This window comes from Massilia horti (assembly GCF_004614195.1).
Classification (GTDB): Bacteria; Pseudomonadota; Gammaproteobacteria; order Burkholderiales; family Burkholderiaceae_D; genus Telluria; species Telluria horti.
Map to the genome: position 1 here is coordinate 38,479 of NZ_SPUM01000023.1, position 24,682 is coordinate 63,160.

The 24,682-nt window shown below is 62.5% G+C and carries 16 protein-coding genes and 1 tRNA gene; 12 read left to right on the forward strand and 5 right to left on the reverse strand.

Translation table 11 applies throughout. From position 1 onward, the window contains the following. Positions 1-41 precede the first annotated feature (41 nt). Positions 42-132: transfer RNA gene (locus E4O92_RS03510), tRNA-Ser, on the reverse strand. Between the two features lie 174 nt (positions 133-306). Here E4O92_RS03510 and E4O92_RS03515 point away from each other — a divergent pair. After that, the gene (locus tag E4O92_RS03515) at positions 307-1,863 is read left to right on the forward strand and encodes a glycoside hydrolase family 28 protein (RefSeq protein ID WP_229483000.1); all 1,557 of its coding nucleotides are present in this window, start codon (positions 307-309) and stop codon (positions 1,861-1,863) included. A 160-nt stretch (positions 1,864-2,023) separates the two neighbouring features. Here the strand turns inward: E4O92_RS03515 and E4O92_RS03520 are convergent, their stop codons facing one another. The 3 genes from E4O92_RS03520 to E4O92_RS03530 form a co-directional block, all read right to left on the reverse strand. After that, positions 2,024-2,923, reverse strand: a complete 900-nt coding sequence (locus E4O92_RS03520) for a polysaccharide deacetylase family protein (protein WP_135188367.1) — start codon at positions 2,921-2,923, stop codon at positions 2,024-2,026. Positions 2,924-3,094: 171 nt separating this feature from the next. Beyond that, positions 3,095-6,070 carry a glycoside hydrolase family 2 protein gene (locus E4O92_RS03525; RefSeq protein WP_135188368.1) on the reverse strand — a complete coding sequence of 992 codons (2,976 nt, stop codon included), beginning with the start codon at positions 6,068-6,070 and terminating at the stop codon, positions 3,095-3,097. A gap of 187 nt (positions 6,071-6,257) precedes the next feature. Continuing rightward, positions 6,258-7,913, reverse strand: coding sequence for a methyl-accepting chemotaxis protein (locus tag E4O92_RS03530; protein ID WP_135188369.1), 1,656 nt, complete (start codon positions 7,911-7,913; stop codon positions 6,258-6,260). Positions 7,914-8,282: 369 nt separating this feature from the next. Between E4O92_RS03530 and E4O92_RS03535 the strand changes: the two genes are divergently transcribed. From E4O92_RS03535 to E4O92_RS03565, 7 genes are all read left to right on the forward strand, one after another. After that, positions 8,283-9,332 (forward strand): aldose epimerase family protein, encoded by a 1,050-nt coding sequence (locus E4O92_RS03535; RefSeq protein ID WP_135188370.1) that lies wholly within the window; start codon positions 8,283-8,285, stop codon positions 9,330-9,332. A gap of 4 nt (positions 9,333-9,336) precedes the next feature. Beyond that, entirely contained in the window at positions 9,337-10,215 is an 879-nt protein-coding gene (locus E4O92_RS03540) for an SMP-30/gluconolactonase/LRE family protein (RefSeq protein WP_135188371.1), read from the forward strand. A 299-nt stretch (positions 10,216-10,514) separates the two neighbouring features. Beyond that, entirely contained in the window at positions 10,515-12,257 is a 1,743-nt protein-coding gene (locus E4O92_RS03545) for an IlvD/Edd family dehydratase (protein ID WP_135188372.1), read from the forward strand. A gap of 121 nt (positions 12,258-12,378) precedes the next feature. After that, complete coding sequence (gene araD1 / locus E4O92_RS03550; protein WP_135188373.1) at positions 12,379-13,371, forward strand: AraD1 family protein; 993 nt, start codon at positions 12,379-12,381, stop codon at positions 13,369-13,371. Between the two features lie 39 nt (positions 13,372-13,410). Continuing rightward, positions 13,411-14,178 (forward strand): SDR family NAD(P)-dependent oxidoreductase, encoded by a 768-nt coding sequence (locus E4O92_RS03555; RefSeq protein ID WP_135188374.1) that lies wholly within the window; start codon positions 13,411-13,413, stop codon positions 14,176-14,178. A gap of 101 nt (positions 14,179-14,279) precedes the next feature. Continuing rightward, on the forward strand, positions 14,280-16,202 hold the full coding sequence (locus E4O92_RS03560) for a glycoside hydrolase family 97 protein (protein WP_135188375.1): 1,923 nt from the start codon (positions 14,280-14,282) through the stop codon (positions 16,200-16,202). A gap of 20 nt (positions 16,203-16,222) precedes the next feature. Beyond that, complete coding sequence (locus E4O92_RS03565) at positions 16,223-17,767, forward strand: alpha-N-arabinofuranosidase (RefSeq protein WP_135188376.1); 1,545 nt, start codon at positions 16,223-16,225, stop codon at positions 17,765-17,767. A gap of 454 nt (positions 17,768-18,221) precedes the next feature. On the opposite strand, the gene E4O92_RS03570 is transcribed toward E4O92_RS03565, so the two are convergent. Then, positions 18,222-19,715 (reverse strand): tetratricopeptide repeat protein, encoded by a 1,494-nt coding sequence (locus E4O92_RS03570; protein WP_135188377.1) that lies wholly within the window; start codon positions 19,713-19,715, stop codon positions 18,222-18,224. A gap of 297 nt (positions 19,716-20,012) precedes the next feature. Here E4O92_RS03570 and E4O92_RS03575 point away from each other — a divergent pair, with 297 nt between their 5' ends. From E4O92_RS03575 to yjfF, 4 genes are read left to right on the forward strand one after another with little or no spacing between them, the layout of a single operon-like run. Further along, positions 20,013-20,975, forward strand: a complete 963-nt coding sequence (locus tag E4O92_RS03575; protein WP_135188378.1) for an ABC transporter substrate-binding protein — start codon at positions 20,013-20,015, stop codon at positions 20,973-20,975. Between the two features lie 7 nt (positions 20,976-20,982). Then, positions 20,983-22,512, forward strand: a complete 1,530-nt coding sequence (locus tag E4O92_RS03580; protein WP_135188379.1) for a sugar ABC transporter ATP-binding protein — start codon at positions 20,983-20,985, stop codon at positions 22,510-22,512. Next, positions 22,509-23,582 carry an ABC transporter permease gene (locus E4O92_RS03585; protein WP_135188380.1) on the forward strand — a complete coding sequence of 358 codons (1,074 nt, stop codon included), beginning with the start codon at positions 22,509-22,511 and terminating at the stop codon, positions 23,580-23,582. The genes E4O92_RS03580 and E4O92_RS03585 overlap by 4 nt, the downstream gene beginning before the upstream one ends. Continuing rightward, complete coding sequence (gene yjfF / locus E4O92_RS03590; protein ID WP_135188381.1) at positions 23,579-24,559, forward strand: galactofuranose ABC transporter, permease protein YjfF; 981 nt, start codon at positions 23,579-23,581, stop codon at positions 24,557-24,559. The genes E4O92_RS03585 and yjfF overlap by 4 nt, the downstream gene beginning before the upstream one ends. Positions 24,560-24,682: the final 123 nt, after the last annotated feature.

Below are 24,682 nucleotides of genomic sequence, written 5' to 3' on the forward strand. Positions count from 1 at the left end.
GTTCCATACTATTTCTAATGAAATCAAGGGCTTAGTATTCTTGGCGGAGAGAGGGGGATTCGAACCCCCGATAGGCTATGAACCTATACACGCTTTCCAGGCGTGCGACTTAAACCACTCATCCATCTCTCCTGTATGTGGTTCTTCGCGTTCGCGAAGCCGCCTATTATAGCAAGCTTTCTCGACTGCACAAGGCCTTCGCGTAGCGAGTGCTGGCCCCTGGACATCTCGTCCCACTTCGCTCAAGTGATCGGATGCACAATTTTGTTGCAAGGTTGCTTCGGCGAAGGATCTTTTGTTGAAATTTTGTACAACCACTCCCGAAGCAATCCTCGTATCGCCGAGGCATTCGCATCAATCAATCGCCTGATCGATGCCGAGGTAACACCTCCGCCGTCGCGAAACTTGCCATATCATCCCGAAGAGTGCCAGCTCGACCGGCTGCTAACTTTGGAGATGAATTTGACTTCCCATTCCGTATCCCGGCGGACGGTTTTGTTCGCAGGTTTCGCAGTGCCGTTGCTGGCGGGCTGTCAGCATCTTCCGCGGCTGTCTTCGCAAAAGCAGGTGCGGGTGGATGCGCCGTTCGATATGCCGAGCATTTCGCTTCCGGATTTCGCCGCCAGTCCGAGGTTTGTTATTACTGATTTCGGCGCGGTCCCGAACGATCAGCAAAAGACCAGTGCCGCTATCGCCCACGCGATCGCTGCGGCCAACGCTGCCGGATCGGGCGTTGTGGTGGTGCCGGAAGGGGAGTGGCTTACCGGTAAAGTCCACCTCAAGAGCAATGTGAATCTGCACCTTGAAAAGGGCGCGACGCTGCTGTTTTCTGAGCGGCCGGGAGATTATCTCCCCGCCGTCATGACCACTTGGGAAGGCCTTGAGTGCTACAACTATTCGCCGCTCGTGTACGCATTCGAGTGCGAGAACGTCGCGATAACCGGGCAGGGCACTCTGCGCGCCAAGCTTGACGTGTGGCGAATCTGGTATGCCCGGCCGAAGGCGCACATGGATGCGCTGGTGGCGCTGTACCACATGGCGGCGAAGGACGTGCCTGTATCCGAGCGCCAGATGACCACGGGGGACGCAAACCTGCGTCCGCAATTCATCCAGTTCAACCGATGCCGCAATGTGCTGGTCGAGGACATCAGCATCATCGACAGTCCGTTCTGGGTATTGCATCCTTATCTGTGCCGCGATGTCGTAATCCGGCGGGTCAAGATCAAGGCGCATGGACATAACAATGATGGCGTGGACCCTGAAATGAGCCAGAACGTGCTGATCGAAGAGTGCGTGTTCGACCAGGGGGATGACGCGGTTTCGGTGAAATCGGGACGCGATCGGGACGCTTGGCGAATCGGGGTGCCGAGTCGGAACATCGTGATGCGCAACTGCCGCATCAAGAATGGCCACCAGTTGATGGCCATCGGTAGCGAGCTGTCCGGTGGCGTGGAAAACGTGTTCGTCGATAACTGCCACTTCGATCATGCTGGTTCGACGGCGCGCAGCAGCATCAACAATATCCTGTACGTGAAGACCAATGAACGGCGCGGCGGCTTCGTTCGCAATATTCACCTGTCCAACGTCAGCGCAACGCAGATCGCAGGCGGTGTGTTGAGCGTTGAAACAGACGTTCTTTACCAGTGGCGCACTCTCGTACCCACTTACGAACGCCGGCTGACCCCGATCGAGGGGCTACATGTGAGCAATGTGACCGTCGGTGATGCGAAGTTTATCTGCTACATCAAGGCCGAGGCGGAGATGGCGGTCAAGAATGTCTCGCTGCGGGACATCAAGGTTAAAACCGAGCGCGGCACTCCGGTCTTTACTGAGAACGTGCAGGGGTTCGTCAATGAGGCTTGATAATTCATGGGGTGATGGATCATTGGGGCAGCGCGGCCGGCGAGGATCTGTGCGCACGCGGTTCGCAAACGCAGCAGGTTCGCACATCAGCCGCAAGCCCGCATATGGTGACCGCGTGCGCACAGGTGCGCACCCTACGATGTTTGAGCGCCGTGTGATTCTAGCGGCAGAGCAGGTTTATATTGTTTTTCGGTTGCGCCGCCGGGATATCCGAAATATTGATTCCCTTTTTTGCCGCTGCACGGCTCATGACGGTGCCGCCATCGGTCTCAGCATAAGCCGGATCTGACTGGGCCTGGGCCAGGGTCACGTAGTGTGCACCGGCGGCATCGAGCTTCGCCATCACTTCCGGCAGCATGATCGCGCTCCAGCCGCCGATATGGGTAAGAAGCACCTGCGGAATGACTCGGCCATATACGCGCTGCGACACTGCCTTCATGCGCGCGATATTGTCGTCCACGCCTTTCAGGTATTGCGCCTTCATGGCGGCGATCGTCTGCGTGTCTCCTTTTTCGACGCATCGCCTGTATGCATCTGTGTAGGCAAAATCGTCGAAGCTGACGCTCACGTCGGCGATGCGGTAGCCGCGCGCTTCAAGAAAGGCGCGCGCGCCATCGTGGCGCGATTTGTCGGAACCGCCTGAGAGGTTGGGAAAACGCAGGTAGCGCCAATCTGCGCCTTGCATCCGTGTGCTGACTGCCGGTTCTCCGGCAATGACGTCGGCCTCCCACGCTTCGAGCGTTGGGGCTTTGTCGAGGTTTAAATGGCTGTAGGTATGGTTGCCAAGCGGGTAGCCTGCCTTGCGCCAGGCATCAAGCACGGCTTCGCTGCCAGGTTCTCTTTCGATGCCTCGGGCATTCACAAAACCGAAAGCTTCAGGGACATGATGCGCCTTAAATGTGGCGATGTGCGCTTCGGCGATGCCTAGCCGTGTCATCCCCTGCGCAAGCGTACCGTGGACAGGAAGGTCGTCCACGGTAATCGCGATGTCAAAACGGTCGGCCGCGCAGGCGCAATGGGCGGCGGCGAGGGTAAGAATGCCAATCCAGATGCTTTTCATACCTCTCACCTTTTCCCTTTTTCGTTTTGATCAGAAACAGCGTCGTGTCACGTTCACGGGGCCTGTTGGCTGAACCGCTAACGGTGCCCCCAATCCGCGTGCGCAGCAAAGCTGCACACCCTACGGGATCCGCCGCGGATCAATTCGTAGGGGTTGCTGCGCGCGACTTTTCTACGGTGCCTTGTAGAATTCGGCCTCCACGATCGAGAGCACGCCTTTCGGTGTCTGGTTCGCGCCGGTGTCTGCGATCGCCTGGTTGGCCACTTCCGTCAGTTTGATCGCATTGCGCTCGTCGGCCACACCATCGAGCTCAATGCGAACCGTGCTGCCTTTGCGCGGCTTCAGGGGCAGGGTGACATATCCCAGGCTCTTGGGCGTCATGCCGCTGAAGACTTGCTCGCCATCGACCGAAACCTTGATCGGGTAGCTGCGCTCGCGCCAGCCGGACAGTTTTAACACCACCTCCGTCAACGTCGCAGGCTGTGCCAGGCGATAGGTGATCGCCGGATGCCGATCGTCCGATTTGCTGGCCCAGAATGTGGTCTCATCGTCGTCGAACGATTTGCCGGCATTTTCAGTATTGCTCGACGCTTCGGCGCCTGCGACCGGCACCGCGACGCGCGATACCTTGAACGACGGCGTCGACGGCGTTGGGCCACGATCCAGATGCAGCGGCAGGCCGGCATCGGGCAATTGAGCCGAAAGGCCGCCTTCGACCTGTACCGGCTTGGACTCGAGCGTCAATTCGGCGCTCTTCAATCCATCGGCCGTGGCGCGCACTACGATTTTTCCGGGCTGGGTGGCGCTGCGCACCATAACCCGGTTAATTCCGCCTTCCACCGGCAGCGAGCGCGCCAGCACATAATTGTCGGGACCTTGCGCAATACCGCCGCGCCATTCGGCCGGCCCCTGCAGGTCGAAATGCACCATGTCGAGTGCGACCGGGTTGCGGCGGCCTTGCGCGTCTACCACTTCCACTTCCACCAGCGCCATGTCGGCACCGTCCGCATGCAGTCCGACCGGCGACGTGATCGCCTTCAGGCGCAGCGCAGCGGGTGCGCCGGCGGTTGCCAGCGTGGTTTCGCACACGCGCTTGCCCTTGGCGTCGTAGCCAATCGCTTTCAGTTCGCCCGGCTGCCAGGCGACATCGTCGAACGTGAACAGGAAGCGTTCGCTTTGCCGTCCCTGGCCGAGCAGTTTGCCGTTCAGGTAAAGCTCGACCTTTTCGGCACTCGACACCACGGTGACCGGCTTGACCGTTCCGGGCGCATAGTTCCAATGGCCGATGATGTGCGCCCGCGGTTTTTCCACATCCACCCAGCCGTCCCACATTACCTGGTGGGCGAAATAGCCGTCCTTGGGAATGCGCATTGCGTCGACTTCGCCGCTGCGGCGGTAATTTTCGGCGCCGCGATGGTGGGTGTTACTGTCCGAGAAAATGATGTTGACGCCGCCAGAGCTCACACGGGTGCCCGTGCCCGGCCGCTCGCGCCAATAGTCGTACCAGCGCTTGACGTTCTCGATCGCGTGCGAATCCTGGTTGCGGTTATATGGGCTGGCATCCTGGCCTTTGTGCAGCGGACCGTCGCCATCTTTGTGGAAGGGCGGGGTCAGGTTATCCCAGAATTTGCGTGCACCCTCGTCGCGCGAATATTCCATGGCCCACATCGGGATGCGCGCGCTCTTGTTAATGTACAGCATTTCGCCGCCATATTCGGCCACTTGCTGGAGCTTTGCGCTGAGCATTTCGCGGCTGCCGGACGCGCGCCCGCCGTACGGATCGTACTGGTCGCGCAGCGCCTTCATTTCGCGCATGTGCTCTTCGCTCACGCCGCGGTTCCCGCTTTCATAGAAAATGATGCTGGGGTTGTTGCGGTTATAAATGACCGCATCGCGCATGACGCTGATTCGCTGTTCCCAGCGGCGGCCCGTCACGTCGGCCTCCGAATCGCCGGCCGGCATGGCCTGCATCATTCCCAGGCGGTCGAATGATTCGATGTCCTGCTTCCACGGCGTCACGTGCATCCAGCGCACCAGGTTGGCATTGCTGGCCAGCGCCAGGCCATTGCTGTAGTCGCTCATCCAGGGCGGCACCGACAGGCCGATCGATGGCCATTCGTTCGACGTGCGCTGGGCATAGCCTTTCATCTGGATCACGCGGTCGTTCAGCTTGACCATGCCGTTGGCGAATTCGGTCTTGCGAAAGCCGGTGCGGGTGGTGACGCTGTCGACCGGCTTGCCATCGACCTTCAGGGTCGTGACCACGTCATACAAATAGCCGTAGCCCCAGCTCCAGAAATTGAGGTTCTTGACCTTTGCGCTGGCCTTTACCACGCCGGTCGCACCCGGCGCCACCGACTGGGCAGGGGAGGTGAAGCGGGCGACTTCTTTGCCATCGCGGTCGCGGATCTGGACTTCATAGGTAAAGGCGCGGGTTTCGGAATATTCGTTTCGTACCTCCGATTCCGCCGAAATCGTGGCGCTGCGCCCGCGAATATCGAAGTCGCGCGCATAGACGTACACGCCGGTGGTGCCCAGCGTTGAGAACAGCGGCAGGGTCTGGTAAAGCTTGTCCACCAAATGCAGGCGCACATTCTTGGGCAAGCCACCATAGTTGGCGTTGAAATTCCTGTCGGCCCATTGGTATTTTTGGCCCGTCGCCTGCTCGCGATAATCCCAGCGGTTGTCGGTGCGTACCGCGATCACGTTCTCACCTGGCACCACCACATCGGTGATGTCGAAGCCGAATGCGGTAATGCCGTTCTCGTGCAGGCCGACGCGCTTGCCGTTGACATAGACCTCCGCAGCCTGCCGCGCTCCCTCGAATTCGATGAAGACTTTTTGCCCGCGGCTTGCGGCAGGCAGGGTGAAATGCTTCCGGTACCAGGCGATGCCGGTCGAATGATCGACGATGTCCTTGGCGAACGCGTCGTCTTCATTCCATGCCCTTGGCAAGGTGATCTTTTTCCAGCTGCTGTCGTCAAATGCAGCCTGCGATGCATCAGTCGGGTCTGCCACCGCCAGGCGCCAGTCGGAGTTGAAGTTGTAAACGGACCTTGCAGCCTGGGCTCCGGTTACAAAGCACGATGAAATCAGGACTGCAAGCGTGGCCGGAACCAGGCTTGACACGGGAATTCGAATCTTCATGGCGAACCCAAAAGTGAAAGGGAGTTGGTAGCGCTACCAACGGATGCTATGTCCGTGATTTTCGCATGTCAACTCTTCTGACTCATTAATCAAGAGAATGATTGATGTGACATGGACTCGTCCACCAAGGACGAGCCCATGCACTACAGCGCCCCTCGTATTGCACAGGCAGGGCGTCGAGCCGCCGCTATGCCGCTTCCAGAAGCGGCTTGGCGTTGGCAGCAGCAGTTTGCGGTTGGGAAGCGAGGAGATGGCGGTCGTGGGCAGGGCTCGCGCGCTGCGCCGGGGCCGCCTGGTGGCCGGCCAGGCGGAACACGCTGACCGCGCGCGACAGCTGCTCGGACTGTTCCTGCATGGCTTGCGCCGCCGCTGCCGCCTGCTCCACCAGCGCCGCGTTCTGCTGCGTGACGTTATCCATTTCCGACACGGCGCGGTTGACCTGCTCGATGCCGGCCGCCTGTTCCGACGTGGCGGCGCTGATCTCGTTCATGATGTCGCTGACGCGCTGGATGCTGTCCATCATCTCATCCATGGTGGTTCCCGCTGTGGCCACCAGCTTGCTGCCCGCATCGACCTTGCCGACCGAATCGGTGATCAAATCCTTGATCTCCTTGGCCGCCGTGGCCGAGCGCTGGGCCAGGTTGCGCACTTCGCTCGCCACCACGGCAAAGCCGCGGCCCTGTTCGCCCGCGCGGGCTGCTTCCACGGCCGCGTTCAGGGCCAGGATATTGGTCTGGAAGGCGATGCCGTCGATCACGCCGATGATGTCCGCGATCTTCTTCGACGAAGCGTTGATGGAGCCCATGGTTTCCACCACCTGCGCCACCACCGCGCCGCCCTTGCCGGCCACGGCCGCCGCAGTGGCGGCCAGCTGGTTGGCTTGCTTGGCGTTGTCGGCGTTCTGCTTCACGGTCGTCGTCAGTTCTTCCATCGATGACGCCGTTTCTTCCAGCGCGCTGGCCTGCTGCTCGGTGCGGGCCGACAGGTCCAGGTTGCCCGCCGCGATCTCGGACGAGGCGCCGCCGATGGCTTCGGTGCCGCCGCGCACTTCGCCGACGATCTTGACCAGGCTGTCGTTCATATTCTTCAGGGCTTGCAGCAGCTGGCCCGTTTCGTCGGTGCTATCGACTTCGATATGGCTGCTCAAATCGCCTGCCGCCACAGTGTTGGCCACCGTGACCGCGCGCTGTAGCGGCACCGTGATCGAGCGGACCAGCCACCAGCCGATGCCCACTGCCAGCGCCACCGCGGCCGCGCCCAGCACCAGCATCAGGGTCAGGCTGAAGCTGTAGGTGGAGGCGGCATCGGTTTTGTAATTGTCCATGCGCGTGAGCTGGAAAGCGGTCAGCTCCTCCATGACGGTCCCATAATTTTTGAACACGGGACGCAAATCCTGGTTCAGATAATCCTTCTGATCCTGCTCGCTGCCCGACTCGATCAGGGCCAGCAGGCGGTCCGCGCCCGCTTGGTAGCGTTGGTTCGCTTCCAGCACCCGGCCCAGGATTTCCTTGCCCTTGGGCAGATAGAGATTTTTCTTCAAATAGTCCAGCTTGGTGTCCAGCCTGCTGCGCGCTGCCATCAGTTCGGTGCGCTGCTTTTGGCGGTCCTCAGCGTTACTGTTCAACATCATGTTACGCAGGGCGATGGCGATGCCGTTGACGTCGTCCATCGATTGCGTGGCCCGAAGCGTTTTGGGCACGGCGTCATTGACGATGGCGGTGGTCGCGCTGTTGACGCGACCCAGCATGACAATGCCGATGACGATGCACGCCATCATCAACAAGATCATCAGACTGGAATTGGCCGTCAGTCGCGTGCCTATCCGCATATTTGTGATTTTCATAATTTCCTTACATCAATAAAAATTACAGGCGTGATGTTACAAGGAAACATAGTTAAAGTTAATTGATGTAGATCAAACGATTTTATATTTACTCGGCGATAACAAAGCCGTCGAGAGCCGAAGCTGGCGTGCGATCGATACAAAAATCGAAATCGCATTTGTTGAAAAAGTGATTGTCTTGATCACGGCCGCACTCCTACCATGACTGCCGCGGATGACATGACAAGCCCGGCTCAGGCCGTGCGAGCCTGTTTTCCGGACGTGCTACGATCACGGCATTTACAGACCCGGGCATGACGGCTTCATCCATGCTGCCGATTGCAGCACCAGCATGCCGGTCTGTCTCGCGACTCTCTAAGGACCCAACCAGTGCAACCCGGTATCACGCAGGCGCCGTTCGGAAGGCTTCCCGGCGGCGAGCAAGTACAACTATTCACGCTCACCAATGCCAACGGCATGGTGGTGAAGATCACCAATTTCGGCGGCATCATTACCGAACTCCACGTGCCCGACCGCAATGGCGTACTGGCTGACGTGGTCCACGGTTTTGACACGCTGGAGGCCTACCGTACCGAAAGCCCATACTTCGGCGCCACCATCGGGCGCTACGGCAACCGCATTGCGCGCGGCCGCTTCACTGAGGGCGGCAAGACCTACCAGCTGACGATCAACGACGGCCAAAACCACCTGCATGGAGGGACCAGGGGCTTTGACAAGGTGTTGTGGCAGGCCAGCGCGGCCGCCAACGCCCTCACGCTCACCCACCGCAGCCCGGACGGCGACCAGGGCTACCCCGGCAACCTGGATGCGACGGTCGTCTACAGCCTCACGGACGACAACGAGCTGGTGATGCGCCTGTCCGCCACTACCTCCCAGCCGACGCCGATCAACCTGACCCAGCACAGCTACTTCAACCTGGCGGGCGACGGCGACATCCTCGACCATGAACTGACGATCGACGCCGACGCCTTCATCCCGATCGACGCCGAGTCGATTCCCCTGGGCGGCACCGGGTTGGTGGCCGGCACGCCGTTCGACTTTCGCACCCCGCACGCCATTGGCGAGCGCATCGGCTACCCGGATACGCAACTGCGCCACGGCAGCGGTTATGACCACTGTTACGTGCTCACCAAGCCGGCGCAGGGCGCGATGACCCGCGCTTTGCATGCGCGGCACCCCGGCTCGGGCCGGGTGCTCGAACTGTTCACCCAGGAGCCAGGCGTGCAGTTCTACAGCGGCAACTTCCTCGACGGCACCCTGACCGGCAAGGGCAGGACCTACATTTACCGCAGCGGCTTCTGCGCGGAGCCGCAGCACTTTCCCGACTCGCCGAACCATCCGGCGTTCCCCAACACCATCCTGCGGCCGGGTCAGGTCTACCAGACCGAATCCCGATACCGCTTCTCAGTGGAGAAATAAGAAGATGATGCAACTGCTTGTCGACGGCCAGAACGAGCTGGGCGAATGCGTGCTCTGGTGCGAGCGCACCGGCCGCGTGCTGTGGACCGACATCCAGAACTCGGTACTGCATGCCCACACTCCCGCAACCGGCCAGACGCGCAGTTGGACAATGCCCGAACGCCTGTGCTCCTTCGCGCTGACCGACAGCGACGACCGCCTGCTGCTTGGCCTGGCGTCGGGACTTGCCTTCTTCGACTTCTCAAGTGGTGAAGTGACCCGCATCTGCGAAGTCGAAGCAGGCCTGAACACGCGCCTGAACGACGGCCGCTGCGACCGCCAGGGCCGCTTCGTATTCGGCACCTTCAACCAGGACGACAGCCCCAAGGCGCCGGCCGGCAGCTACTACCGCCTGAACCACGACCTGACGCTCGACAAACTGCCGCTGGGCGGCGTGGCCATCGCCAACAGCATCTGCTTTTCGCCCGACGGGCGCACCATGTACTACGCCGATTCTGCCACTTTCACGATCCACTGCTGCGATTACCACCCCGAGACCGGCGAGGTCAAAGGCCAGCGCGTATTCGTGCCGCGCGAGGCGGCGCCGGGCGAGCCGGATGGCGCGGCGATCGACGCCGAAGGCTGCCTGTGGAGCGCGCGCTGGGGAGCAGGGCAGGTGATCCGGTTTGCGCCGGATGGTCGGGTCGACCGCGTGGTCGACGTGCCGGTGCCGCAGCCGAGCTGCGTGGCGTTCGGCGGCGAGCGGCTGGACGTGCTGTATGCCACCAGCGCGCGCCAGTGGATGACCGATACCCAACTTGCCGCGACCCCGCAAGCGGGCGGCCTGTTCCAGCTCACGCTCGACGTGCGCGGCCTGCCGGAGTCGCGCTTCAAGATCGCCTGACCATTTAAGGGAGGCGTAGGGGGCGCGGGGCCGCCGAGGACCTGTGCGCACGCGGTCAGCGCATGCCGGCTTGCGGCTACTGCTCCACTATGCTGCCTTCGCGAACCGCGTGCGCACTGGTGCGCACCCTACGACGTCTGCGCGCGAATCGGCTAAAGGATGGGCAGTCGTCATCGCGCGCAACCCCGCATTCACACAACCAATCAATACATTTTTCGATATCAAATTCGTCAAAAAATTGATTGGAAACATATCTCCCCGCAATTTAGTATTCCTCCCAGAATAACGAGGAGGAAGGCATGTCCGAGACAAAGAAGAAAACCCCGCTGCGCTCGGCCGCGTGGTTTGGCACCCAGGACAAGAACGGCTTCATGTACCGAAGCTGGATGAAGAACCAAGGCATCCCCGACCACGAATTCCAGGGCAAGCCGATCATCGGCATCTGCAATACCTGGTCCGAACTCACCCCCTGCAACGCCCACTTCCGCAAACTGGCCGAACACGTCAAGCGCGGCATTTTGGAAGCGGGCGGCTTCCCGGTTGAATTCCCCGTGTTCTCAAACGGCGAATCGAACCTGCGCCCGACCGCCATGCTCACCCGTAACTTGGCCAGCATGGACGTCGAAGAATCCATTCGCGGCAACCCAATGGATGGCGTGGTTCTGCTGGTCGGCTGCGACAAGACGACCCCGGCGCTCTTGATGGGCGCGGCGAGCGTGGACCTGCCGACCATCGTGGTCACGGGCGGCCCCATGCTCAACGGTAAACTGAATGGCAAGGACATCGGCTCCGGCACCGCCGTCTGGCAGTTGCACGAGCAGGCCAAGGCAGGCCAGATCACGATGCACGATTTCCTGTCCGCCGAAGCCGGGCACTCGCGCTCGGCCGGCACCTGCAACACGATGGGAACCGCCTCGACCATGGCCTGCATGGCCGAATCGCTCGGCACCTCGCTGCCGCACAACGCCGCTATTCCGGCGGTGGACGCACGCCGCTACGTACTGGCGCACCTGTCGGGCATTCGCATTGTCGAGATGGTGCACGAGGACCTGCGCCTGTCGAAGATCCTCAAGCGCGAGAACTTCGAAAACGCGATCCGCGTGAACGCCGCCATCGGCGGCTCGACCAACGCCGTGATCCACCTGAAGGCCATCGCCGGCCGCGTCGGCGTGCCGCTCGAGCTGGAAGACTGGACCAGGATCGGCAAGGGCACCCCGACCATCGTCGACCTGCTGCCGTCCGGCCGCTACCTGATGGAAGAGTTCTACTACGCCGGCGGCCTGCCGGGTGTGATCCGCCGCCTGGGCGATGGCAGCCTGCTGCCGCACAAGGACGCGCTGACCGTCAACGGCAAGACGCTGTGGCAGAACTGCGAAGACGCGCCGATCTACAACGACGAAGTGATCCGCAAGCTGGATAAGCCACTGATCGACGACGGCGGTATCTGCATCCTGCGCGGGAACCTTGCGCCGCGCGGCGCCGTGCTCAAGCCGTCGGCCGCATCGCCGCATTTGATGAAGCACCGCGGCCGCGCGGTTGTGTTCGAGGACTTCGACCACTACAAAGAGCGCATCGTCGATCCTGACCTCGATGTCGACGCCGACTCGATCCTCGTGATGAAGAACTGCGGCCCCAAGGGATACCCGGGCATGGCCGAAGTCGGTAACATGGGCCTGCCGCCCAAGCTGCTGGCCCAGGGAATCACCGACATGGTGCGCATTTCGGACGCTCGCATGAGCGGCACGGCATACGGCACGGTGGTGCTGCACGTGGCGCCGGAAGCGATGGCCGGTGGGCCGCTTGGGATCGTAAAAGACGGCGACTGGATCGCGCTCGATTGCCGCGCAGGTTCGCTCGATATCGAGCTGACCATTGATGAGATCGCGCAGCGCCTGGCCGAGCGCGCGCGCAACCAGAAGCCGCTCGACAAAACCGGATACAAAGGGCTGTATCTGGACCATGTGCTGCAGGCCGACGAAGGATGCGACTTCGGCTTCCTGGTTGGCTGTCGCGGTTCCGAAGTGCCCAAGCATTCGCACTGAATCATCGGCGTACTAAAGAAAGCACGTCGTTCCCGCGCAGGCGGGAACCCATGCTGAGCGTCATTTCACGCTGCCTATGGGTCCCCGCCTGCGCGGGGACGACGATTGTTGGGAGACACTCATGCTGCTCATACAATTCAAAACCGAATCCGGTGACCGCCGCGTCGGCGCCCTCGAAGGCAACACCATCCGCATCATTGAAGGCTACAGCTCGACGCTGGAGCTGGCCAAGGCAGCGATCGCCAAAGGCGTCAAGCTCGCTGACCTGGCCAGTGAAAGCACCGGCGTCGCGGTCGAGGCGTTCGACGTGGCGGCCAGCGCTGGCCGCATCCTGTCCCCGCTCGACCATCCCGATCCCGCCCACTGCTACGTGACCGGCACCGGCCTCACGCACCTGGGCAGCGCCGACACGCGCGACGCGATGCACAAGAAGATCGGTGGCGACGTCGAATCGCTGTCGGACAGCATGAAGATGTTCCGCCTCGGCGTGGAAGGCGGCAAGCCCGAGCCGGGCAAGCCGGGCGTGCAGCCGGAGTGGTTCTACAAGGGCGACGGTTCGATCGTGCGCACCAGCGGCCAGGCGCTTGAGATGCCCGACTTTGCGCTCGACGGCGGCGAGGAGCCCGAGATCGCCGGCCTGTATTTGATCGGCGACGACGGCCAGCCATACCGCCTGGGCTTCGCGATCGGTAACGAGTTCTCGGACCACGTGACCGAGCGCCAGAACTACCTGTACCTCGCCCACTCCAAGCTGCGCAACTGCGGCGTCGGCCCGGCGCTGCGCGTGGGCGAGCTGCCGCCGCACGTGGAAGGCGTCTCGCGCATCCTCGATGCGCAGGGCCAGGTGCGCTGGGAGAAGGCTTTTGTCAGCGGCGAGCAGAACATGTCGCACTCGATCGCAAACCTCGAATACCACCATTTCAAATACGGCCTGTTCAAGCGCCCGGGCGATGTCCACATCCACTTCTTCGGCACCGCCACGCTGAGCTTCGCGGACGGCGTGCAGGTTAGTGCAGGCGAGACCTTTGAAGTTGAGTCGCCGATCTTCGGCCCAGCCCTGCGCAACACGCTGGCGGTGTCCGAGACCAGGTTCGCCCACGTCAAGCCACTTTGACTGGCCGGGCATTTCCAAAACAAGAAAAAGGGATAAAACATGACACAGTTGGCCAGCTATGGGAGCCTGCAGGGCAAGCGGGTCTTTGTAACGGGCGGCGGCAGCGGCATCGGCGAAGCGATCGTCGCCGCGTTCGCGCGGCAGGGAGCGATCGTCGCATTCGTCGACATCGCACGCGAGGCCAGCGAGAGCCTGTGCGAACGCCTGAGAGGCACCGCCCCGCACACGCCCGTGTTCCGCTACTGCGACATCACAGACATCCCCTCTCTGCAGCGCACGATGGCCGAACTGGCGCAGCAGCTGGGCGACTTCGATGTCCTGGTCAACAACGCGGGCAACGACCAGCGCCACACGATCGAGGACGTGACGCTCGACTACTGGGACCAGCGCATCGCAATCAACCAGCGCCCGATGTTCTTCACCTGCCAGTCGGTCCTGCCGGGCATGAAGAAGAAAGGCGGCGGTTCGATCATCAACTTCAGTTCGATTTCGTTCCATGCGATGAATGGCGGCTATCCGGTCTACACCACCACCAAGGCAGCGGTGGTCGGGCTCACGCGCGGCCTGGCGCGCGACGTCGGCAAGCACGGGATACGCGTCAACACCGTGACGCCGGGCTGGGTGATGACCCAGCGCCAGATCGACCTGTGGCTCGACGCTGAAGGCGAAGCGCAGATCGCAAGGTCGCAGTGCCTGCCCGGCAAGCTGATGCCGGACGATATAGCGTCCATGGTCCTGTTCCTCGCCGCCGACGACAGCAAGATGTGCACCGGCCAGGACTTCATCGTCGACGCCGGCTGGGTTTGAACTGAGTTTGAGCGGTACCGGGGCGGCACCGGATTAACCACCAGGGCGTCGTTTCAGCCTGTTTTAAGTGAGCGTGCGCCAAAAGTCGTGACACTCCCAACATGACCAAACTGAAACTCACCATGCTGGCGCTGTCGGCCAGCCTTGCAGCGGACGCGCTGGCGGCGCCAAGGCTCACCAGCCCTGATCGCCACATCAGCGTCGAAGTGCGCGTCACGCCGGCGCACACGCTGCAGTATTCGGTCTACCGCGACGGCAAACCGGTCATCCTGCCGTCCGACCTTGGCCTGGAGCTGGACGGCGCCGACTTCGCGCACAAGCTGGCGCTGGGCGCGGCCTCGCCGGTGAAAATCATCCAGGACAGCTACGACCTCGCGGCAGGCAAAAAACGCCACATCAGCTACACCGCGCACGAGCAGGTCTACACGGTGCAGAGCGCGACCCGGCAGTTCATGCAGGTCGCGTTCCGCGTTTCGAACGACGGGGTCGCGTTCCGTTACATCGTTCGCGATGCAAGCCTTCCTCACAAAAAGTTTATCGCCGAGTCGACCAGCTTCGCCTTCGACAAGTCGGCAAAGGCCTGGCTGCAGCCGATGCAGATCGCGCAGACCGGCTACAAGAACACCAACCCGGCCTACGAGGAGCACTACCAGCGCGAGATCCCCGTCGGCACGCCTTCGCCGCTGACGGCTGGCTGGGTGTTCCCGGCCTTGTTCCGAACCGGCGACACCTGGGTCGCGCTGACTGAAGCGAACCTGGATGGCAGCTTCCATGCATCGCGCCTGCAGGCTGAATCGCCGGGCGGGAAGTACCGCATCGGCCAGCCGATGGCGGCGGAAGTGTTCACCGGCGGCGCCCGCCTGGCCGAAACCGATGGCGATCTGGTCTCGCCGTGGCGCGTGATTGCGCTGGGCTCGCTGCCGGCCCTGATGGAATCGACCATCGGCACCGATCTCGCCATGCCCGCCGTCGCGTTCGATCCGGCGCTGGTGCGCCCCGGGCATGCATCATGGAGCTGGGCGCTGCTCAAGGACGACGCCACCGTCTTCGACGTGCAGAAGAAGTTCGTCGACTACGCCGCCGACATGAAGTGGAACTACACCCTGGTCGACGCCGACTGGGACCGCAAGATCGGCTACGACAAGCTGGCCGAGCTGACGGCATACGCTGCCTCCAAAGGTGTGGGCATCCTGGCCTGGTATAACTCGTCAGGCGACTGGAACCAGACGACCATGTCGCCCAAGAGCCGGCTGCTGACGCATGAGATGCGGGTGCAGGAGTTCACGCGGCTGCGCCAGATGGGCGTCAAGGGCGTCAAGGTCGACTTCTTCGGCGGCGACGGCCAATCGATGATCGCGTATTACGTCGACATCCTGCGTGACGCCGCAGCGGCTGGCCTCTTGGTCAACTTCCACGGCGCGACCCTGCCGCGTGGCTGGGCGCGCACGTGGCCGAACCTGATGACCGCCGAAGCCGTGCGCGGCCTCGAATTCACGACCTTCACCCAGCAAGACCAGGACGCGGTCGCGCGCCACGCCGCGATGGTGCCCTTTACGCGCAACCTGTTCGACCCGATGGACTTCACGCCGATGGTCTTCGGCGATATTCCCAAGATTCGCCGCACGACCCGCAACGGCTTTGAGCTGGCCGAGTCGGTGCTGTTCCTGTCCGGGATCCAGCACTACGCCGAAACGCCCGAGGGCATGGCCACCGCGCCCGCCTACGTCAAAACGCTGCTGCAGGACCTGCCGCGCAGCTGGGACGAGGTCAAGTTCGTCGACGGCTACCCGGGCCGCTACGTGATCATCGCGCGCCGCGCGGGCGACGCGTGGTACGTCGCGGGCCTGAATGCGGACGATACTGATTTGCTGCTGCACCTGGACTTGTCCTTCCTGGGCAGCAGGGCAGGGACCCTGGTCACCGACGGCGGCGGCGAACGCGAATTCACGCAATCCACCATCGAAGGCGGCAAGCGGGATATCAGCATCAAGGCGCACGGCGGCTTTGTCGCCGTATTCAAATAAATAAAAACCGGGAGACCCACATGAAGGTATTCAAACGCGGCATGCTGCTGCTTTCCGTCCTTGCGGCCCTGCCCGCCTTTGCGCAGGTGAGCGTGACGGTCGAGGCCAACAAGCCGGGCGCCGTCATCAACAAGAACGTGTACGGCCAGTTTGCCGAGCACCTGGGCAGCGGCATCTACGGTGGCCTGTGGGTGGGGCCGGCGTCGAAGATCCCGAATACCCGCGGCTGGCGCAACGACGTGGTCGGCGCGCTCAAGGACCTGCACGTGCCGCTGGTGCGCTGGCCGGGGGGCTGCTTCGCGGATGAATACCACTGGAAGGACGGCATCGGCCCGCGCAACAAGCGCCCGGTGAAGGTCAACACCAACTGGGGCGGCGTCGAGGAGAGCAACGCGGTCGGCACGCACGAGTTCTTCGACCTGGTCGAGATGCTCGGCGCGGACGCCTACGTGAACGGCAACCTGGGCACCGGCAGCGCGCAGGAGACGAGCGAGTGGATCGAGTACATGACCTCGGACAGCAAGTCGACCCTGGCCGAGATGCGCCGCAAGAACGGCCATCCCAAGCCGTTCAAGGTCGCCTATTTCGCGGTCGGTAACGAGGCCTGGGGCTGCGGCGGCAACATGAAGCCGGAATACTACGCAGACCTGTACAAGCAGTACAACACCTTCATGAAGGCGCCGCGCGAAGTGCGGCCGAAGATCATCGCCAGCGGCGGCAATGACCACGACACCCGCTGGACCGATGTCCTGTCGCGCGAGCTCAAGGGCCGCACCGACGGGATCAGCTTCCACTACTACACTCTCCCGACCGGTAACTGGAAAGTGAAAGGTGCGGCGACCGGCTTCGACGAATCGCAGTGGATGTCCACGCTCGAGCGCACCCTGCGGATGGAGAAGTTCATCCAGGATAACGTCGCGATCCTCGACAAGAACGATCCGGACAAGAAGATCGGCTTTTACGTCGACGAGTGGGGCACCTGGTACGACGTCGAAAAGGGCACCAACGCCGGCTTCCTGTTCCAGCAGAACACCCTGCGCGACGCGGTGGTGGCGGCGATGAACTTCAACATCTTCCATGGCCATGCCGAGCGCGTGCGCATGACGAACATCGGGCAGATGGTCAACGTGCTGCAGGCGATGATCATCACCGACAAGGACAAGATGCTGCTCACGCCCACCTACCACGCCTACAAGATGTACGTGCCGTTCCAGGACGCGACTTCGCTGCCGGTGAACGTCGCCAACGACACGCCGTACACGTTCGGCTCGAGCAGCATCCCCGGCATCAGCGCTTCCGCCGCGCGCGGCAAGGATGGCAAGCTGTACGTGGCGCTGGTGAACACCAACCCGCGCCAGGCGACCGACGTGACGCTTAATGTCACCGGCCAGAACGTGTCATCGGTTCAAGGCCAGGTGCTGACCGCAGATGCAATGGACGCACACAACACCTTCCAGCAAACCCAGGCCGTCAAGCCGGCGCCGTTCAGCGCCAGGGCGGCGGATGGCAAGTTGACTGTCAGGGTGCCGGCCAAGGCGGTCGTGGTCGTTTCGGTCGCGGGTTAAGACGTGAAGCGGGGGACTGTACGGGCTGCGGCTGCTCAGGTAGGGAACCCAGGCCGCGCAAGATGATGGATCGTAGGGTGCGCACCAGTGCGCACGCGGTTCGCGAACGCAGCGGGTACGCACAGAAGCCGCAAGCCCGCAAATGGTGACCGCGTGCGCACAGGTCCTCGGCGGCCCCGCGCCCCCTACGAACTGCTCAGGTAGGGAACCCAGGCCGCGACGCAAGATGATGGATCGTAGGGTGCGCACCAGTGCGCACGCGGTTCGCGAACGCAGCGGGTACGCACAGAAGCCGCAAGCCCGCAAATGATGACCGCGTGCGCACAGGTCCTCGGCGGCCCCGCGCCCCCTACGAACTTCGATAGCCTCGCGGTTCCTCGCATTTCACTGCCTTCGGCACGCGGAAATGGCCAGATCCGCGCTGCGCCAGTGGTTCGACCGGCGCCCCGTTCGACTACGATTTGCGTTCCGGCTTCAGGATCGCGTCGGCCTTGGCGCGTTCCCCGGCGCTCAAGCGCGGCGTCACGGCCCTGAGCACCTGGTCGGCCGACTGGTGGCCCGCTTGTTTGGCCAGGCTGAACCAGACGTAGGCCAGCGCCATGTCCTTCGGACCGCCTTCGCCATTGCTTATCATGGCGCCCAGATTGAACATGGCGTCCACCTGGCCCTGCTTGGCCGCCGCGTCGAACAGCTTGCGCGCGGTCTCCAGGTCCTTGGCGACCACCTCGCCGTTGTAGAAGAAGGTGCCCAGCGCGAACTCGGCGTCGCGGTTACCCTTGACCGCCGCTTCCTTGTAGTAGACCACGGCTTTGCTCGGGTCGGCCGCCACACCTTCGCCAAGGTCGTACATGCGGCCAGCTGCGAACAGCGCGCCCGGATGGCCGGCTTTGGCCGCGACGTTAAAGTAGGCGCCGGCCAGCTTCAGGTCGTGCGGCACGCCATCGTCTCCCGTGTAGTACATCTTGCCGAGGTTGTACGCGGACGGCACGTAGCCGGCCTCGGTGGCTTCCTTGAAGTAGGCGATCGCCTTGGAGATGTTCTTGTCGCCGCCATAGCCCGACAGCCAGGCCTGGCCAAGTATGTTCAAGGCCGGCACGAATCCAAATTCGGCGGCCTTCGCATACCACTTCTTCGCCTCGGATGGGTTCTTCTCCGTGCCGATGCCGCGTTCATACATCCGGGCCAGCATGAAGGTCGCCTCGACCCGTTCGTTCATCATGTGCGGGTCCTTCGGATCGAACTTCATCCGGTCGCGCATCGGGTCAAAGCGTGCGTCGGTCACTTGCCGTAGCCACTTGATCGCCTGGTTCGAATCCTTGGGCGTGCCCAGGCCATACAGGTGCATCTTCGCGAGCATCAGGCTCGCCTCTTCGTAGCCAATCTTGTTATAAGCAGTGGCGAAAAGCTCGAACGCCTTGGGATAGTTCTTGTTGTCGAACGCCTCGAAACCGAGGGCGAGCGTCGTGTCCTTGCTCTCGATTCGGTTGCGGCCTGCGGCAAAGCGGCGATCGCCTGGGCCGCAGCCCACCGATGGCGTGGACAAGCTATCGGCGCCGGTATCGTTCATGCCGTCGAGTGAAGACGAGATGGGCGCGTTGGACACGTCGCCAGCAGGGCTCAGGTCGGAAAAGTGCTCCGCATCGTTCGACCAGCTGCCTTCCATGCCGAAATCGCTCATGTAGTTCAGGGCCACGTCGTCCTCTGCCGCCTTATGTTCGGACATGTAATTACATGACGAGGCGCGGTTGCGGGACATGACCTTGCTCTTGGCCGCGACGACATTGTTCGCCTGGCCCGAGACACTGCGTACGCCATTCACAACCACTGTGGCCGACGGCTCGGTTGGCGCAGTGGTTTGCGCCGCGGCGGTTTGAATCAGGGCCACGAGCAGAAGCGGCAACGTGAGATGAGCCTGGCATCGCCTGGGGCTGCCCTTCGATGTAATCATTCCTTTTTCCTCTGGGGTCCGCTGGTTTTGTGAAAGTCCTTCTTCAACAAGTGTTACCCAGCGCGCGGTATCAGGTTCCCGTTTGCGAAAAATAATCAACCGCTTGATCGGTTTGCCCGGCCGCCGGTTACGATTTGCGCTCCGGTTGCAGGATCGCGTTAGGTGGGAACCCACTTGCACGACATGTTCGGGCGCGCGTAAACATGTCAAAAGTCGTATCAAAACGAGCAAAAAATTGATTGGATGAGTATGTGGCTCTGGTCTAGTATTGGGCAAGAACAATACCGGAGACACGTGATGATCCTCACCCGCAGGACCCTCCTGGGCGCAGTCGCAGTCGCTAGTTTCGCAGCCGCCATCCCGGCATTTGCCGCCAAGCCTCTTGTCATGGGCTTTTCGCAGGTCGGCGCCGAAAGCGAATGGCGCACCGCGAACACCGCGTCGATCAAGGACGCCGCCAAGAAGGCCGGCATCACCCTCAAGTTCGCCGACGCCCAGCAGCGCCAGGAAAACCAGGTCAAGGCGATCCGCTCCTTCATCGCCCAGCATGTCGACGTGATCGCTTTCTCGCCGGTCGTGGAATCGGGTTGGGACACCGTCCTGCGCGAAGCCAAGGCCGCCAGGATTCCCGTGATCCTGACCGACCGCGCCGTCAATGTGGCGGACAAGTCGCTGTACGTGAGCTTTATCGGCTCGGACTTCGTGGAAGAAGGCCGCCGCGCCGCCCGCTGGCTGCTGGATTACGCAAAGAAGAATCCGGCCAAACAATTCAATATCGTCGAGCTGCAGGGCACCGTCGGCTCGGCGCCGGCGATCGACCGCAAGAACGGCTTCCAGGAAGTCATCGCCGGTAATCCCAAGCTCAAGATCATCCGTTCGCAGACCGGCGACTTCACTCGCGCCAAGGGCAAGGAGGTGATGGAAGCCTTCCTCAAGTCCGAGGGCAAGAACATCAACGTGCTGTACGCCCATAACGACGACATGGCGATCGGCGCCATCCAGGCGATCGAGGAAGCTGGCCTTAAGCCGGGCAAGGACATCATCGTCGTGTCGATCGATGGCGTGAAGGGCGCGTTCGAAGCCATGATGCAGGGTAAGCTCAACGTGACCGTCGAGTGCAGCCCGCTGCTCGGCCCCCAGTTGATGCAGCTCGCGCAGGATGTCGTGGCCGGCAAGCCGGTACCGAAGCGCATCACCGTCGAGGAAGGCGTGTTCCCCGCCGAGGTAGCGGCCAAGGAATTCCCGAACCGGAAGTACTGAGCCGAACATGCCCGATTGTGCAAAGGTGGTGCCGGTCCTGGAAATGGCCGGCATCCACAAGCAGTTCCCGGGTGTGAAGGCGTTGCTTGACGCGGGCCTGCGTCTGTACCCCGGTGAAGTCCACACGCTGATGGGGCAGAACGGCGCGGGCAAGTCCACGCTGATCAAGGTCCTCACCGGCGTCTACCAGCCCGACGGCGGCACCATCACCCTGGCCGGCAAGCGGATCGAGCCGCGCTCCACACAGGACGCGCAGAGTCTCGGCATCAGCACCGTGTACCAGGAAGTGAACCTGTGCCCCAATCTGTCGGTGGCGGAGAACATCTTCATCGGCCGCTATCCGCGCCGCCTTCGCATGATCGACTGGCGCGGCATGCGCCAGCAGGCGGCAAAGCTGCTGGCGCGGCTGCAGGTCGACATCGATGTCGCCGCGCCGCTTTCGAATTATCCGCTCGCGATCCAGCAGATGGTTGCGATTGCGCGCGCACTGAACATCGAGTCGCGCGTGCTGATTCTCGACGAACCGACTTCGAGCCTGGACGAGGCAGAGGTGCAGCTGCTGTTTTCCGTGCTGCGCTCGCTGCGCGATCAAGGCATGGCGATCCTGTTCGTCACCCATTTCCTCGACCAGACCTACGCGATCTCGGACCGCATCACTGTGATGCGCAACGGCGAGCGCGAAGGCGAGTACGCCTGCAGCGAGTTGTCGCGACTGGCACTGGTCAACAAGATGGTCGGTGCGCCGACCGAGGCGCGGCCGTTGGACTCCGCGGACGAGGCAGTGGCGGCAAGCAATGCAGGAGACGCAGCCGTGCTGCGCACGCGCGCGCTGGCGCGCAAGGGCGTGCTGCAGCCGGTCGACCTGACCGTCAAGCGTGGCGAAGTGCTGGGCCTGGCGGGCCTGCTCGGCTCCGGCCGCACCGAAACCGCGCGCCTGCTGTTCGGCGCCGACAAGGCCGACAGCGGCAGCATCGAGATCGGCGGTCGCGAACGCACGTTCGCCACGCCGGTTGACGCGATCGCGCAGGGCATCGGCTTTTGTTCGGAGGACCGCAAGCATGAGGGCGCGATCCTCTCGCTTTCCGTGCGCGAGAACCTGATCCTCGCCTTGCAGGCGCGCCAGGGCGTGCTGCGCGCGATTCCGTTCAAGCGGCAGCAGCAGCTCGCCGACGATTACGTGAAGTGGCTCGGCGTTAGAACGGCCAGCATCGAGACGCCCATCGGCACGCTCTCCGGCGGCAATCAGCAAAAGGTCCTGCTCGCGCGCTGGCTCGCGACCGACCCGAAGCTGATGATCCTGGACGAGCCGACGCGCGGCATCGACGTGCGCGCCAAGCAGGAAATCATGGATTACGTAACCTCACTGTGCCGCAAGGGCATGTCGATCCTGTTCATCTCGTCCGAACTGCCCGAAGTGCTGCGCGTTTCCGATCGCATTGTGGTCATGCGCGACCGGAAGGCCTGCGGCGAATACCGCCGCGGCGAGCTGGATGAAACCTCGGTGCTGCATGTGATCGCAGGGGAGGGCGTTCAATGAGTGTCCACGCCCACGATGCCAGAACGGCACTGGAGCCTGCCGCCGCGAAGGAGCGTCTGGTTTTTCTGCGTCATCCGTTGTTTCGCCCGGCCGCGGCCCTGGCGGTCCTGCTGCTGATCGACTTCTTCGCGATCCCCGGCTTCTTTCACCTTGAGATCAAGGACGGCCACCTGTACGGCAGCCTGATCAACATCGTCAACCGCGCCGCGCCGCTGATGCTGGCGGCGCTTGGCATGACGCTGGTGATCGCCACGCGCGGCATCGACATTTCGGTCGGCGCCGTGGTGGCGCTGTCCGGCACCGTGGCCGCGATGCTCATCGGCGGCACCATGGTCGTCAATGACGGTGTGCCCGAATACGTGAGCCAGACGCCGATGCCGCTGGCGCTGGCCGCCGCGCTCGGGGCCGCGCTGCTGTGTGGCGCATGGAACGGCCTGCTGGTGGCCGGCTTCAAGCTGCAGCCGATCGTCGCCACGCTGATCCTGATGGTCGCCGGCCGTGGCCTGGCGCAGCTGTTCACCGACGGCCAGATCGTCACTGTCTACTACAAGCCGTTCTTCTTCCTCGGCGGCGGCTATATGCTTGGCCTGCCGGTCGCGCTGTTCCTGGTGGCGGCGGTGTTCATCATTACCGCGCTCTTGATGAAAAAGACCGCGCTGGGCCTGTTCATCCAGGCGGTCGGCATCAATCCGGTGGCGGCGCGCCTGGCGGGCCTGCGCACGGCCACGCTGATCTTTTTCGTCTACGTGTTCTGCGCCGCCTGCGCGGGGCTGGCGGGACTGATCGTCACCTCCAACATCAAGAGCGCCGACGCGAACAATGCCGGTCTGCTGCTGGAACTGGATGCGATCCTGGCGGTGACGCTGGGCGGCACCTCGCTCGCCGGGGGCAAGTTCAGCCTTGTTGGCAGCATGATTGGCGCGCTGATCATCCAGACGCTCACGTACACGATTTATTCGCTGGGCGTCCCGCCCGAGGTCAACATGGTGGTCAAAGCGGTCGTCGTCTTCCTCGTCTCGATTTCGCAGTCGGCGCAGTTCAAGCACCTGTGGCAGCGGAGGGCGGCATGACGGCGGCACGCATGCGCGCTTTTGCGAACGCGCCGTGGTTCACGTCGCTGGTCACCGTCTTCCTGCTGGTGACGATGCTGGGGCTGGGCGGGGCCGCCTATCCGGGATTGCTGTCGTTGCAGGTGATGCTCAACCTCCTGATCGACAATGCGTTCCTGCTGGTGATCGCAGTCGGCATGAGCTTTGTGATCCTTTCGGGCGGCATCGACCTGTCGGTCGGTTCGGTGCTGGCGCTGACCACGATGATCTGCGCGTGGCTGCTGCAGAAGGCGCATTGGCCACCGGTGGCGGTGATCGCGCTGGTGCTGTTGCTGGGCGCCGCGTTCGGCGCGGGGATGGGCGCGGTGATCCACTTCTTCAAGCTGCAGCCGTTCATCGTCACGCTGGCTGGCATGTTCCTGGCACGCGGGCTGTGCTACCTGGTCAGCATCGACTCGATCACCATCGAAGATCCGTTCTTTGTCGCGATGTCGCAGACGCAGCTGCCGTTCCTCGGCGGTTTCGTTTCGCCGGGCGCGCTGATCGCACTGGCGATGCTGGCGCTGGCGGTGTGGGTGGCGCACTTCAGTTCATTTGGTCGCGCGGTGTACGCGGTCGGCGGCAACGAGCAGTCAGCCGAGATGATGGGATTGCGGGTCGGGCGCACCAAGATCCTGGTCTATGCGTTGTCAGGTTTTTGCGCCGCGCTGGCCGGTGTGCTGTTCTCGTTCTACATGCTGTCGGGTTATGGGCTGCATGCGCAGGGCACCGAGCTTGACGCGATTGCCGCGGTGGTAATCGGCGGTACGCTGCTCACCGGTGGCTACGGCTATGTGGCGGGCGCGCTGTCGGGCGTGCTGGTGCTGGGGACGATCCAGACGCTGATCGCGTTCGACGGCACGCTCAGCTCGTGGTGGACCAAGATCGTGATCGGCGCCTTGCTGTTCGTGTTTTGCGTGGTCCAGCGGGTGATGTCGATCGGTAAAACCAAAACGTGATCGCGCGTGACCAATGGACAGCACCCAATCCGAACTGGTTCCTCAAAGCGCGCCTCGCCGTAGGGTGCGCACCTGTGCGCACGCGGTTCGTGAACGTCGCGTTCAGGAATGGCCGCCGCAAGT